Below are 14,468 nucleotides of genomic sequence, written 5' to 3'. Positions count from 1 at the left end.
AAAAAAGGAAGGAAACACGCTATGAGAAAAGGAAGAAGAGTAATAGCTGTTACCGGAGCCGCGGCTCTTATACTGGGAATGCCGGTGTACGCAGCGGATGGGAATACAGCGGCGCGTGAACTGGATTACTACGCCAGTCTGACTGTCGCAGGCGTACCGATTGTCTCATATGGTGGAGTGACGGGAAATGCACCGGATGGAGTCAGCTATGATCTGCAGACAAACACATTGACGCTGAAAGATTACAAGGTGACGTCAGAAGACACTGTGCTGAACAGCAGCGGTATGGGTGACGATTTCAAGATCCGTCTTGAAGGTGCAAATGTTCTGACCGTGGACAACGGGAAAAACAATACGGTAACGGCAGTTTCGGTTGACAGTGCTTCTATTGGCGGTTCCGGTTCGCTGACGATTGATATGTCAGAGACCGCAGGCGGCGATGGAATCATGTATGATGATTTTATGACGATACGGGACTGTGAGCTTAATATTACCGGGGATTTTGCATATTCGCCGTTCTTTTACGGGATCACAAAAGATGCGAATACCGGTGCAGGAAATCTTACCGTGGAAAATGCGGAAGTCAATATTCACAGTGCCATCGCAGACGATGCCAGAATCGCAGGCACGAACGTGGGCATTGATGCACAGAATGGAAATATGACTGTGAAAAATTCCGATATTAATGTAGAAGTAGTAAACGGTGAAATCTTTGGTATCGGCGTGGGTCTGCGCAGAAGCGGTATCGAGGGCGGTTCGCTCTCTGTAGAGGATTCTACGGTTACGTGTGTGACAAAATCATCTTACGAGGATGACCATTTCCCGTATAATATTTATTTTTACGAGATGGAAAATCCCGCTCAGAATTATTATTATGTCGGGGATGAAGCTCCGGACAGACAGGCGGATTTTGATGAAGCCTTTGAAACGGAATGGTTTATGGATGACCGTTACCGGGGAGTCTATGACTGCCTGATTATTTCCGCAGACCCGATTGCGGATTACTGTGACCATCAGTGGGATGAGGGAACAGTTACAGAGAAGCCTTCCTGTGAAACTCAGGGGGAAATTACATATACATGTACGGTATGTGGAGATACAAAGACAGAGGCGGTCGACGCTCTCGGACATGATTGGGGAGAGTGGACCCAGATCAAGAAGCCGACCTGTACAGAAGCGGGCGTGCAGATGAGAACATGCGGGCGCTGCGGCGAAACAGAAAACGCGGACGTAGATGCCCTTGGACATGATTATGTGGAGAAAGTCACAAAGGAGGCTACGTGTACCGAGGACGGTGTACGTGAAGTGACATGTTCCCGGTGCAATTATTCCCGGGAAGAGACAATTCCGGCAACAGGACATTCCTATGGAGAGTGGGTTGTGGAAAAGGAAGCTACATTCCATGAGGATGGGCTTAAGACATCTACCTGTGAAAACTGCGGTGATGTGCGCAGTGAGAGAATTCCGAAGTTAAGTGAATCACATGTGCATGATTTCAGTGGAGCAGAGGAGATTATTACCCCGGCGACATGCACAGAGACGGGAAGTATGAAGGTATACTGTAAGGAACCGGAATGCGGAGAGTATACAGTGAAGGAAATCCCTATGACGGAACATGCTCCGGGAGAGTGGACGGCAGTGAAAGAAGCAACCTGTACGGAAGAGGGACTTGAGCAGAGAACCTGTACTGTCTGTGGTACTGTGACTGACAGCCGTATAACAGAAAAGGTGCCTCATACATACGGAGAGTGGACGGTAGTGACCCCGGCGACCTGTACGGAAGCAGGAGTCGAGTCGGCTGAGTGTACCGTGTGCGGGGAGACTACCGTACGGGGAATCAATGCACTTGGTCATGATTTTGCTGACTGGGAAGTGAAAGTACCTGCCACATGTACCGAAGACGGTGAAGAAACATCGGTCTGCACACGGTGTGGCGAAACAACGACGCGGGTGATTGAGGCGTCAGGACATTCCTACGGAGAGTGGGTTGTGACAAAAGAACCTACTGAGACGGAGGAGGGACAGAGAGAAGCTGTGTGCTCCGTGTGCGGTGATGTGATCGTGGAGAAAGTTCCGGCTGTTTCCGATGCCCAGCCAGTGCCTCCGACAGATATGAATATTTCTGCCGGAAACGGAAACACACCGGGAGCAGGCAGCGGAAGCAATTCTGATGTCCCGAAGACGGGGGATACTGCACCGGTGGTAGCTTGCGCGGCAGTTGTTATAGCGGCAGCGGCAGGAGTGATTTTTGCAGTCAGAAAAAGGTCGGGCTTCAGATAAGCAGAAGTGATGTTCTGAGAAATAAGATATAAAAATGAGTGAGGACCGGCGTGGTATTTCGTGCCGGTCCTGTGTATTTTCCGGATATGGTTAAAGAAGTGTAATTAAGACAATTAAGAAATAAAAGACTTGACTTCCCATACAGCGCCGTGCTACAATAGCATGGCGAATGGAAGTAGGTCTTTTTTTTATGCCTAAAAATCGATGGCTTCGCAACCATCAGTAACACGCAGATGAATAAGTAAAAAGCGAGGTGGAAGTTGTGCGCACAAGAATTACTCTGGAGTGTACGGAATGCAAAAACCGTAACTACAACATGACGAAGGATAAGAAAGCTCATCCGGAACGCATGGAGACCAAGAAGTACTGCAGATTCTGCAAATCACACACACTGCACAAAGAGACGAAGTAATGCTCGGAAGGAAGTGGATGTTATGAGTGAGAATACGAAGACTCAGAAAAAGAGCTGGTTCAAAGGTCTTCAGGCTGAGTTTAAGAAGATCATTTGGCCGGACAAAAAAACACTTGCAAGACAGACCACGGCAGTTGTTGCTGTTTCCGTAGTATTAGGGGCGGTCATCGCAGTGATCGACGCTATCTTAAGATACGGGATTGACTTATTGGTTAAATAGTTGACCGCAGCAGAAAGGTGATTTTATGTCAGACGCAAAATGGTATGTAGTCCATACCTATTCCGGGTATGAAAACAAGGTGAAGGCGAACATTGAGAAGGCGATCGAGAACCGTCATCTGGAAGACCAGATCCTTGAGGTTCGTGTTCCTCTTGAGGAGGTTACGGAGCTCAGGAACGGAGTTCAGAAAGTGGTTCAGAGAAAGATGCTGCCGGGATATGTTATGATCCATATGATCATGAATGACGATACATGGTATGTCGTGCGGAATACCCGCGGCGTAACCGGTTTTGTCGGTCCCGGATCCAAGCCGGTTCCGTTGGATGACAGCGAGATGGAGAATCTCGGAATCAGACGGGACGATGTGGTTGTCGATTTCGGCGTGGGCGATACCGTGACCGTGTTAAGCGGCGCATGGGAAGGAACCGTCGGGGTCGTACAGAGCATGAACGAGCAGAAGAAGAGCCTGTCGATCAATGTAGAGCTGTTTGGCCGTGAGACTCCGGTTGAACTTGGTTTTTCAGAAGTGAAAAAAATGGATTAATGAAAAGTGGGAGGGAGAGATCCCGCCAATACCACAAGGAGGTTATTTAAAATGGCAAAGAAAGTACAAGGATACATCAAATTACAGATTCCTGCCGGCAAGGCAACTCCGGCACCACCGGTTGGTCCTGCACTTGGACAGCACGGTGTAAATATCGTTGAGTTTACAAAGCAGTTCAATGCAAGAACAGCAGACCAGGGAGATCTGATTATCCCTGTTGTTATCACGGTATACAATGACAGAAGCTTCAGCTTCATCACAAAGACACCGCCGGCAGCGGTTCTGATCAAGAAAGCCTGCAAGATCAAATCCGGTTCAGGCGTACCGAACAAGAACAAAGTCGCTACGATCACGAAAGAGCAGGTAAGAGAGATCGCAGAGACAAAGATGCCGGACCTGAACGCTGCAACCGTTGAGGCAGCTATGAGCATGATCGCAGGAACATGCCGTTCCATGGGTGTTGTAGTAGAGGAGTAGGCGCTGTACACCCGGCTCTGCACCGGTACGGAGCATGGATGCCGGATAGGAAAGCCGCCCTGAAGCATAAGAATCGAATCAGGTGGGAGGGGTAATCCCGCTAATACCACAAGGAGGTTATTGTAAAGATGAAACGAGGAAAGAAATATATCGAAGCTGCCAAACTGATCCAGAGAGGAACCCTCTACGACAGAGACGAGGCAGTTGCATTAGTAAAAAAAGCAGCAGTAGCAAAATTTGACGAGACGATTGAGGCTCACATCAGAACCGGATGTGACGGACGTCATGCAGACCAGCAGATCCGTGGCGCAGTTGTACTTCCGCACGGAACAGGTAAAAAGGTTCGCATCCTTGTTTTTGCAAAAGATGCAAAGGCTGAGGAGGCAAAGGCAGCAGGCGCTGATTTTGTCGGAGGAGACGAACTGATCCCGAGAATCCAGAACGAGGGATGGCTTGATTTTGACGTTGTAGTTGCAACACCGGATATGATGGGCGTTGTAGGACGTCTCGGACGTGTACTTGGACCGAAAGGTCTTATGCCGAACCCGAAAGCCGGAACAGTTACAATGGACGTGACAAAGGCGATCAACGATATCAAAGCAGGTAAGATCGAGTACAGACTTGACAAGACAAATATTATCCATGTGCCGATCGGTAAGGCTTCCTTCACCGAGGAGCAGTTAGCGGACAACTTCCAGACGCTTATCGATGCAATCAACAAGGCGAGACCGGCAGCAGTCAAGGGACAGTTCCTGAAGAGTGTAACTCTTACATCAACAATGGGCCCTGGCGTGAAGGTTAACCCGCTGAAGCTTGCATAAGAAATCATATAGAGGAACTATCGGCTGTACAGTCTGATAGTTCCTTTTTCAAAATGCATATATTTATGCCGGAGACGGGAAATGGACAGAAAAAAGAAGGTAACAATAAAAGAGATTGCGGAAAACACGGGCGTTTCCGTTGGAACTGTACACAGAGTAATCTATGGAAAAGCAGGCGTGGGGGAGGAAACGCGCCGTAAGATTCTGGAAGAGATAAAGCGGACGCATTATCAGATTAATTCCGCGGCAGCCTCAATTAAGAGGAAAACGCTTGTTATAGCTGTGGTGCTCCCGAAGTGTGAGGGGGACGAGCGCTTTTATTTCCGGGGACTGTGGAAGGGAATACAGGATGCGGCAGAAGAACTCGCCCCCTATAATATTGAGTTCCGGTATGTGGAGTCTGCATACGGACTCGGCAATATCTCGCTGGAGCTTCAGAATCTGTTTGATACGATTCTGGATGACATCAATGGAATCATTACCATTGCAGATGATGAGGAGACAGCAGCGTGGGTGCGGAGATTCCGGAAGCAGGGAGTGACTGTGGTCTCTGTTTCCAGTTACAGCGATGAGTCAGACTGTCTGTGCAGTATACGGGCCGATCACGAAGTTGCCGGAAGGCTGGCAGCAGAATATCTGGACAGTGTATGCGGAGAACGGGAAGGTAAACTCATGGTTCTTACCGGAAATAAGGAGATATACAGCAATGAAAAGTATGCGGGCGGATTTGTCCAGTTCGAAGGGACACGGGGAAGAGAGTCGGATATGATTCTTGTGGACGGTTTCGGTATGGATGAAATAGGAGCAAAGGTTCGGGAACTGCTGAAGAAAGAGCACATAACCGGTATTTTTTCCTGTACTGCCCGGAATACATATTCGATCTGCAGAATTCTGGATGAGATGAATAAGCACGATATATGTTGCGTCGGTACAGATGTTTTTCTGGAACTGGAACCGTACTTTTCCTCCGGAATACTGAATGCATCTATTTATCAGTCGAATGTGGAACAGGGAAGAACGGCGGTGGATGTTCTTTACCGCTACCTGACCCTGGCAGAACTGGACAGGAAGAAAATATATCTCCCTGTTGGCATTGTCATGAGAAGTAATTATCAGTATTATATTTCATAAAAGAATCAAAGATGAGATCCTTTGGAATCGGGAAAATTCTGAGGGATCTTTTTTGTGGAAAATATATAAATTGAAGTCTGGAAATCTGGATGAGATTACCAAAGATTAGAAAGGATGTTGACAATTAAGAATGTATGATATAAACTTCGTATTAGTAAAACGTTTTAGTAAAAGAATATACTAAAACAAAACAGAAAGGAATGAGAAATGAAAAAATACAGTTGGGACGGAAAAAAAGGTTTCGGTGTTTTTGAGGAAAGCGGGCAGTGGCGTATTGCTCATCATGTGTACGAAGAAACGGTCAATGGCATGGCAGCGGCGGGGACATGGGGAATACACAGAGATTCAGATGAGGTATTTGTATTGATTCGGGGAAGTGCGGCGCTTGCGGTTAAAGGCGCGGAAGAGGACGGCAGGATGTCGGTATTTCAGCTTGAAAAAAAACAGATTTATATGGTTGAGGCAGGCGAACCTCACATACTGATCCTGAAAGAAGACACAGAAGTTCTTGTCATTGAGAACAGAAATATGGACAACAGTGTTAAATTTGCCGCGCAGCCGGAAGAAAAAGAAAAAATAGAAACATTTATGAAAGGAGATATTGTGGCATGACACCAAGAGAAAGATTATTATGTGTATTGAGAGGAGAGATCCCGGACCGGGTTCCGGTAAGTCCGTTTGTACAGGAGGAGTATCTGTCCTGGTATTTTGACAGGAAGAATACAAGCCGGCTTTATGATGCGGTCCAGCTTGCGAAGGAACTTGATTTTGACCTGATCACAAGGCAGTATATCAATCCGATCCCGTATTTCCTGAAAAAAGATGCCGAGGGATGGAGGGTTACGATCACAGAGGGAAAAGAGGGAAATAATTATGTCAGAAGAACAACGATTGTCACTCCCGAGCGGACTCTGCAGCAGGTGGAAGCAGCGGAGTATAATGAAAAAATTCTTTCCGGGATTCATTTCAGTACGACCGAATATCTGTTAAAAGAGCAGGAGGATTTTGAGGCCTTCCGGAAGTACTGCCCGAAGCATTCCTCAGAAGATGAGGAATTCATTTTAAGTCAGGGTGTGATTGCAAAAGAGGAAGTAGGAGACCTGGGGATTACCTGTCCATGGGCGATCGGAGGAGTCTACAATCTCGTAGCAACCTATATGGATGTGCAGGATATGCTCTGTGACGCACTTGCAGATGAGGAGTATTACGAAGAATATATGAATTATTTTACCGATATGGTAGCAGAAGAAAATGAGATATATGCCCGGAGTGTTTTCGATGCAGTCGGAATCCAGGGGAATATTGCAAACGGCGCCATCATGGGCGCGGACTATTTTGACCAGTATGTACTGCCGTATGAGCGGAGAGCACTGGATGTGCTGATCAGAGCAGGAAAGCCGACGATATATCATAACTGTGGAAACGCAAAGGTGCTTTATCCGGAGTATAAGAAACTGGGAATCACTGTCTGGGAAACCGTTTCACCGAAACCTCAGGGTGACAATGTGCTGGAAGAGGCAAAGGACTACTTTGGGACTGACCTGATTCTTTCCGGTAATTTTGATCAGGTTCATTTTCTGAAAGAGGCATCCCCGGAGGAGATTGAAAAATGTGCGTATGAGCAGATGATGGTGGGGAAAAAGGGCGGACATTACATTTTTGCCTGCTCGGATTATCTGGAGACCGGGACGCCCCTTGAGAATGTAAAGGCACTTTTGCGCGGGGCAAAAGCAGCGGCAGAGTATAAGTAAGAAGTACAGGAGAAAACGAAAATGGAAAAAAAGACGGAAATCAACAGAGCGAAAGTATGGCAGGTTGCTTTTTTCTCATTTAATAATTCGGCAACGAATACAAACCTTGCCATGATGGCGTTTTTTATGGTATTTACACAGAATATTCTGGGAATGGCGTCTGTGCTTGTAGGCGCTATTGCCACGGGGATGCGCGTGTTTGATGCAGTAACAGATCCGATTGTCGGATTTATGATTGACAAGACTGACGGAAAGTTTGGAAAGTACCGCCCGTATATGGTAGTGGGGTCTGTGATTATGAATATTTCCATGATTATGATTTTTTTCTGCCCGCAGAATATGCCGGGAGTGGCAAAGTTAGTCTATATCATAGCGTTTTATGCTTTGTATGTTATTGGCTATACCTGCCAGACCTGTGTGACGAAAGGCGGACAGACAGCTCTTACAAACGATCCGGCCCAGAGACCCCTTTTCACAATCTCCGACAGTATTGCGTCATCAGTTGTCAATGCCGGATTAAGCCTTCTTCTTACGACAATTCTGGCGCCGAGATATGAAGGGGGACTTTTGAACCCCGTTGTATGGCAGAATATCGTATTTATAGCTGTAGGCGTACAGATATTCTTTACCGTGCTCGCCGTAATCGGGATCTGGGAGAAAGACAGGACGGAATACTTCGGACTGGGGGAGAAGAACGACATGAAGTTCTCTCTGAAAGAGTTCGGAAAGCTTTTAGTTGGAAATAAAGGTCTGCGCTACCTGATGATTTCCGCAAATACAGAGAAAGTTGGATGGATGATTTACAATTCCACCGTTACATATTTTTATGCGAACATTCTTGTAAACAGTTCCATGCAGGGAACACTGGCAACAGCAGCTATTCTTCCAACGATCCTGGCAACGACGATCGGACCGATGATTGCAAGAAAACGGGGAATGAAGAAAATCTATGTGATAACAAATGTCTGTTCCCTTGTGAGCATTTTGGGGATTATCGCACTGCATCCGGATGCACAGTACGGCATACCGCTGCTTCTCCTGATTATGCTGGAAAGGGCGTTTTCCACAGTGTCCGTATATCTTTCAAACCCGATGATCGCGGACTGTGCAGATTACGAGCTGAACCGTACCGGACGGTATATTCCGGGAATGGTAGGGTCCCTGTTTTCTTTTGCAGATAAATTCGTATCTTCGCTCAGCACATTTATTCTCGGTGTTGCGCTGGCAATCGCGGGATATGGCGATAAAGTTATTACACCGGACGTTCCGGCAGAAGGAGCACTTCGGATCACGCTTATGGTATGTATGTTCGGCATCCCGGCGATCTGCCATGTGATATCGCTGATCGCCATGAAGTTCTATCCTCTGGATGGAAACACCATGCTCCGGATTCAGCAGGAAAACGCGGTGAAGAAGCAGAAAAAAATGCTTGACAGGCGTTAGGTCATATGCTATTATAATTTAGCAACTGCCGAAGACAGTAGGTGCTGTGAAGCGTAAGGACAAAACGCCTACCGAGGGAAGTTAGATTTATTACGTATGTATGAATTTACAAACCTCTGTGTCTTCCGGCACGGAGGTTTTTTATTTCGTCCGCTTTGGGAATCCGGGATTCCCGGGCAGGAAGGATACAGACTTTGGCAGTACACGCAGAATCTATAAGGAGGTGTACCAGAAAGTGGCAAAAGTTGAATTAAAACAGCCGATCGTACAGGCAATCGCAGAAGAGATTAAGGACGCGCAGTCAGTTGTACTGGTTGATTACCGCGGACTGACAGTTGCTCAGGACACAGAGCTCCGTAAGCAGCTCAGAGAAGCAGGCATCGTGTACAAGGTTTACAAGAACACGATGATGAAGAGAGCTTTCGAGGGAACGGAGTGCGAGGCGCTTGAGGGCTATCTGGAAGGACCGAGCGCTATCGCTATTTCCAAAGACGATGCGACAGCTCCGGCGAGAATCCTGTGCAAATTTGCAAAGGACGCACCGGCACTTGAGCTTAAGGGCGGTGTCGTAGAAGGAACAGCTTATGACACAGCAGGGCTGACAGAACTTTCCAAGATTCCTTCAAGAGAGGAACTGCTTTCCAAGCTGCTTGGAAGTCTCCAGTCACCGATTACAAACTTTGCGCGTGTTATTAAGCAGATCGCTGAGCAGGGCGGAGAAGCTGCACCGGCAGAAGAAGCAGCAGAGGCTCCGGCTGAGGCGGCAGAGACAGCTGAAGCACCGGCAGAGGCTGAAGCACCTGCAGCAGAGTAACAGCGGCAGGATATGCGTCGGAGAAGAGAGAATCCCGGCGTGATGAGGAGGAACAACCCTCCGGAAGATAATCGAAAAAGATAATCAAAAAGAATTAGAAAATGGAGGATATTAAAATGGCTAAATTAACAACAGCTGAGATGATCGAAGCGATCAAAGAGTTATCAGTATTAGAGTTAAACGAGTTAGTAAAAGCTTGTGAAGAAGAGTTCGGCGTATCCGCAGCAGCAGGCGTTGTAGTTGCAGCAGCAGGCGGAGAGGCAGCAGCAGTAGAAGAGAAAGATGAGTTCGATGTAGAGCTTGTTTCTGCAGGCGCTTCCAAGGTTAAAGTTATCAAAGTTGTTCGTGAGATCACAGGTCTTGGCCTGAAAGAGGCTAAAGAGCTCGTTGACAACGCTCCGAAGGTAGTAAAAGAGGCTGTTTCCAAGGCAGAGGCTGAGGAGATCAAGGCAAAACTTGAGGAGCAGGGCGCTGAAGTTAACCTGAAATAATCGCTTACCGAAAGATGATTATGAGACCGCAGAAGATAAACGGCTTCTGCGGTCTTTTGGTTTTTGCCTAAAAAGCTATTGACAGTAAAAAGGGGTTTGTGTTATAGTTAAAAATGCACTATTATGGAAAGCTATGCCATATTAGCTGTGGCCTAGCTGTTTTGACAGCACTGCAGCAAAAAAATATATGAGGAGTGAAAACGTCAATGGAGAAAAACAGAATTCGTCCCGTCAAAACCGGAAAAAGCTTCCGCATGAGCTATTCCAGGCAGAAAGAAGTATTGGAGATGCCCAACCTCATTGAAGTTCAGAAGGATTCCTATCAGTGGTTCCTTGATGAAGGTCTCAAAGAGGTATTCGACGATATTTCCCCGATCACGGATTACAGTGGTCACTTAAGCCTGGAATTTGTGGACTTTACACTCTGTGAAGACGATGTGAAGTATACGATCGATGAGTGTAAAGAACGTGATGCGACATATGCGGCGCCCCTGAAAGTCAGGGTAAGGCTTTACAACAAAGAGAATGATGAGATCAACGAGCACGAGATCTTTATGGGAGATCTTCCGCTGATGACAAAGACCGGTACTTTCGTCATTAACGGGGCGGAACGTGTTATCGTAAGCCAGCTTGTGCGTTCTCCGGGAATCTACTACGGAATCGCCCACGACAAGCTTGGAAAGAAGCTCTATTCGGCTACTGTTATTCCGAACAGAGGTGCATGGCTTGAATATGAGACGGACTCCAATGACGTTTTCTACGTGCGCGTTGACCGTACAAGGAAGGTCCCGATCACAGTGCTGATCCGTGCCCTGGGAATCGGAACAAACGCGGAGATTATCGATCTGTTCGGTGAGGAACCCAAGATCCTTGCAAGCTTTGGAAAGGACACTGCTGAGAATTATCAGGAGGGTCTGTTAGAGCTGTACAAAAAGATCCGTCCGGGCGAGCCGCTTGCTGTGGACAGCGCGGAGAGCCTGATCACAAGCATGTTCTTTGATCCGAGACGTTACGACCTGGCAAAGGTGGGACGTTATAAGTTCAATAAGAAGCTTATGCTCAGAAACCGTGTCACGGGACAGATTGTGGCTGAAGATGTAGTGAGCCCGCTGACCGGAGAAGTTGTAGCTGAAAAGGGGACAAAGATTACCCGCGAGATTGCAGATGCGATCCAGAATTCTGCCGCTCCGTATCTGTGGGTGGAAGGCGAGGATGAGTCCCGCAATATCAAGATCCTTTCCAATATGATGGTGGATCTCCAGGCTGTTGTGGACATTGACCCGAAGGAAGTCGGTGTGACAGAGCAGGTTTACTATCCGGTTCTGGCCGGAATTATCGAGGAATCCGCAGGCGACATCGATGAGATGAAGCGCATGATTAAAAGGGATATTCATGATCTGATTCCGAAGCACATTACGAAGGAAGATATCCTTGCTTCCATTAACTATAACATGCACCTTGAGTACGGCATGGGAAATGACGACGACATCGATCATCTGGGCAACCGCCGTATCCGTGCAGTGGGCGAACTGCTCCAGAACCAGTACAGAATCGGTCTGTCCAGACTGGAGAGAGTTGTCCGTGAGAGAATGACGACTCAGGACCAGGAGGGAATCTCCCCGCAGTCTCTGATCAACATCAAACCGGTGACCGCAGCGGTGAAGGAGTTCTTCGGTTCCTCCCAGCTGTCCCAGTTCATGGATCAGAACAACCCGTTGGGCGAGCTGACGCATAAGAGACGTCTCTCCGCTCTCGGACCGGGAGGTCTTTCCAGAGACCGTGCAGGATTCGAGGTCCGCGACGTTCACTACTCCCATTACGGAAGAATGTGTCCTATCGAGACGCCTGAGGGACCGAACATCGGTCTGATCAACTCCCTTGCATGTTATGCGAGAATCAACCAGTACGGATTTGTTGAGGCTCCGTACCGCAAGGTTGACAAGTCTGATCCGAATAATCCGCGTGTTACGGATGAGGTTGTATACATGACCGCGGATGAGGAAGATAATTACCATGTGGCGCAGGCGAATACGCCCCTCGACGAGGAAGGCCACTTTGTGAATAAAAATGTATCCGGTCGTTACCGCGAGGAGACACAGGAGTATGAGAGAAATAAATTCGATTACATGGATGTGTCCCCGAAGATGGTGTTCTCTGTGGCTACGGCACTGATTCCGTTCCTGCAGAACGATGATGCAAACCGTGCACTGATGGGATCCAACATGCAGCGTCAGGCGGTGCCGCTCCTGACAACAGAAGCTCCTGTTGTCGGAACAGGTATGGAAGTAAAGGCTGCGGTTGACTCCGGAGTCTGCGTGATCGCAGAGCAGGCGGGAGTTGTGGAAAGCTCCACATCCACCCAGATTGTAGTTCGCCACGATGACGGAACAAAGAAGGCATACAAGCTCACCAAGTTCCAGAGAAGTAACCAGAGCAACTGCTACAACCAGAGACCGATCGTCGACAAGGGCGAGAGAGTTGAGGCAGGACAGGTTATCGCAGACGGACCGTCAACATCCGGCGGAGAGATGGCGCTCGGAAAGAACCCGCTGATCGGATTTATGACCTGGGAAGGTTACAACTACGAGGATGCCGTTCTCTTAAGTGAGAGACTGGTGCAGGATGACGTTTATACTTCTGTCCATATCGAAGAGTATGAGGCAGAGGCCAGAGATACGAAGCTCGGACCGGAAGAGATTACAAGAGACATTCCGGGCGTGGGCGATGACGCACTCAAAGACCTGGATGAGAGAGGTATCATCCGCATCGGAGCTGAGGTTCGTGCCGGGGATATCCTGGTCGGCAAAGTAACTCCCAAGGGAGAGACTGAGCTGACAGCTGAGGAGAGACTGCTCCGTGCGATCTTCGGAGAGAAGGCGCGTGAGGTAAGGGATACCTCCCTGAAAGTTCCTCACGGAGAGTATGGTATTGTTGTGGATGCGAAGGTATTTACCCGCGAGAACGGAGATGAACTCTCTCCGGGCGTGAACCAGGCAGTCCGCATCTACATTGCGCAGAAGAGAAAGATTTCCGTGGGCGATAAGATGGCGGGCCGTCACGGTAACAAGGGTGTCGTTTCCCGTGTGCTTCCGGTGGAAGATATGCCTTTCCTGCCTAACGGACGTCCTCTTGACATCGTACTGAATCCTCTGGGCGTGCCGTCCCGTATGAATATCGGGCAGGTCCTGGAGATTCACCTGAGCCTTGCAGCGAAAGCGCTTGGATTCAATATCTCCACACCGGTATTTGACGGTGCAAACGAGATCGATATTATGGACACTCTTGATCTGGCAAACGATTATGTGAATCTGGAGTGGGATGAGTTTGAGAAGAAACACGGAGAAGAACTGCTCCCGGAAGTGCTTCGGTATCTTTCTGACAACAGGGAGCACAGGAAGCTGTGGAAGGGTGTGCCGCTTTCAAGAGATGGAAAAGTCCGTTTGAGAGACGGTCGTACCGGTGAGTATTTCGACAGCCCGGTTACCATCGGACACATGCACTACCTGAAGCTGCATCACCTTGTAGACGATAAGATCCATGCACGTTCTACCGGCCCGTACTCACTGGTTACACAGCAGCCTCTGGGAGGTAAGGCACAGTTCGGAGGACAGCGTTTCGGAGAGATGGAGGTATGGGCTCTGGAGGCCTATGGCGCATCTTATACACTGCAGGAGATCCTGACTGTGAAGTCGGACGATGTCGTGGGCCGTGTGAAGACTTACGAGGCGATTATCAAAGGCGAGAATATTCCGGAACCTGGTATTCCGGAGTCCTTCAAGGTTCTCTTAAAAGAGCTGCAGTCTCTTGCGCTTGATGTGCGTGTGCTGCGCGATGACAATACAGAGGTCGAGATTATGGAGAACGTGGACTACGGTGAGACAGACCTGCGCCATATTATCGAGGGAGACAGAAAATACCGCGATGATAATGAGTCCTTTGCGGATCACGGGTATACCGAGCAGGAGTTTGTCGGCGAAGACCTGGAAGATGTTGAGCCGGAAGAAGAGCCGGATGACAGCGATTTTGAGGATATAGATTTTGACGAGTACCTGGGTGATGAGGAAGAATAGGAGGAGCCGTTTCT

Annotated in this window: 13 protein-coding genes and 1 other annotated feature; all 13 genes read left to right on the top strand. The window is 48.3% G+C overall.

Annotated features, from left to right (window positions below; translation table 11 throughout):
• Nucleotides 1–21: 21 nt before the first annotated feature.
• The 13 genes from B5F07_RS11375 to rpoB all read left to right on the top strand — a co-directional run bounded on the left by B5F07_RS11375 (nucleotide 22) and on the right by rpoB (nucleotide 14,454).
• Nucleotides 22–2,280: a right-handed parallel beta-helix repeat-containing protein gene (locus B5F07_RS11375; RefSeq protein ID WP_087161400.1), complete on the top strand. Its 2,259-nt coding sequence runs from the start codon at nucleotides 22–24 to the stop codon at nucleotides 2,278–2,280.
• A 262-nt stretch (nucleotides 2,281–2,542) separates the two neighbouring features.
• The gene (gene rpmG, locus B5F07_RS11370) at nucleotides 2,543–2,692 is read left to right on the top strand and encodes a 50S ribosomal protein L33 (protein WP_087150328.1); all 150 of its coding nucleotides are present in this window, start codon (nucleotides 2,543–2,545) and stop codon (nucleotides 2,690–2,692) included.
• A 22-nt stretch (nucleotides 2,693–2,714) separates the two neighbouring features.
• On the top strand, nucleotides 2,715–2,912 hold the full coding sequence (gene secE / locus B5F07_RS11365) for a preprotein translocase subunit SecE (RefSeq protein ID WP_087161399.1): 198 nt from the start codon (nucleotides 2,715–2,717) through the stop codon (nucleotides 2,910–2,912).
• A 25-nt stretch (nucleotides 2,913–2,937) separates the two neighbouring features.
• Nucleotides 2,938–3,456: a transcription termination/antitermination protein NusG gene (nusG, locus tag B5F07_RS11360; RefSeq protein WP_087161398.1), complete on the top strand. Its 519-nt coding sequence runs from the start codon at nucleotides 2,938–2,940 to the stop codon at nucleotides 3,454–3,456.
• A gap of 51 nt (nucleotides 3,457–3,507) precedes the next feature.
• Complete coding sequence (gene rplK, locus B5F07_RS11355) at nucleotides 3,508–3,933, top strand: 50S ribosomal protein L11 (protein ID WP_087161397.1); 426 nt, start codon at nucleotides 3,508–3,510, stop codon at nucleotides 3,931–3,933.
• Between the two features lie 128 nt (nucleotides 3,934–4,061).
• The gene (gene rplA / locus B5F07_RS11350; protein WP_087161396.1) at nucleotides 4,062–4,754 is read left to right on the top strand and encodes a 50S ribosomal protein L1; all 693 of its coding nucleotides are present in this window, start codon (nucleotides 4,062–4,064) and stop codon (nucleotides 4,752–4,754) included.
• An 81-nt stretch (nucleotides 4,755–4,835) separates the two neighbouring features.
• Nucleotides 4,836–5,885, top strand: coding sequence for a substrate-binding domain-containing protein (locus tag B5F07_RS11345; RefSeq protein ID WP_087161395.1), 1,050 nt, complete (start codon nucleotides 4,836–4,838; stop codon nucleotides 5,883–5,885).
• Nucleotides 5,886–6,092: 207 nt separating this feature from the next.
• Complete coding sequence (locus B5F07_RS11340; RefSeq protein WP_087161394.1) at nucleotides 6,093–6,497, top strand: hypothetical protein; 405 nt, start codon at nucleotides 6,093–6,095, stop codon at nucleotides 6,495–6,497.
• Nucleotides 6,494–7,636 carry a uroporphyrinogen decarboxylase family protein gene (locus B5F07_RS11335; RefSeq protein ID WP_087161393.1) on the top strand — a complete coding sequence of 381 codons (1,143 nt, stop codon included), beginning with the start codon at nucleotides 6,494–6,496 and terminating at the stop codon, nucleotides 7,634–7,636. Before B5F07_RS11340 ends, B5F07_RS11335 begins: the two co-directional genes overlap by 4 nt.
• A 21-nt stretch (nucleotides 7,637–7,657) precedes the next feature.
• Nucleotides 7,658–9,079: an MFS transporter gene (locus B5F07_RS11330; protein ID WP_087161392.1), complete on the top strand. Its 1,422-nt coding sequence runs from the start codon at nucleotides 7,658–7,660 to the stop codon at nucleotides 9,077–9,079.
• A gap of 10 nt (nucleotides 9,080–9,089) precedes the next feature.
• Nucleotides 9,090–9,231: a sequence feature (ribosomal protein L10 leader region), on the top strand.
• An 83-nt stretch (nucleotides 9,232–9,314) separates the two neighbouring features.
• Nucleotides 9,315–9,893, top strand: a complete 579-nt coding sequence (gene rplJ, locus B5F07_RS11325) for a 50S ribosomal protein L10 (protein WP_087161431.1) — start codon at nucleotides 9,315–9,317, stop codon at nucleotides 9,891–9,893.
• 116 nt (nucleotides 9,894–10,009) lie between these two features.
• Nucleotides 10,010–10,384: a 50S ribosomal protein L7/L12 gene (gene rplL, locus B5F07_RS11320; protein ID WP_087161391.1), complete on the top strand. Its 375-nt coding sequence runs from the start codon at nucleotides 10,010–10,012 to the stop codon at nucleotides 10,382–10,384.
• Nucleotides 10,385–10,590: 206 nt separating this feature from the next.
• Complete coding sequence (gene rpoB / locus B5F07_RS11315; RefSeq protein WP_087161390.1) at nucleotides 10,591–14,454, top strand: DNA-directed RNA polymerase subunit beta; 3,864 nt, start codon at nucleotides 10,591–10,593, stop codon at nucleotides 14,452–14,454.
• Nucleotides 14,455–14,468 lie beyond the last annotated feature (14 nt).

The sequence above is a fragment of the Lachnoclostridium sp. An169 genome (genome assembly GCF_002160525.1).
Classification (GTDB): Bacteria; Bacillota; Clostridia; order Lachnospirales; family Lachnospiraceae; genus Mediterraneibacter; species Mediterraneibacter cottocaccae.
This window is presented reverse-complemented; position numbering and strand designations above follow the sequence as displayed.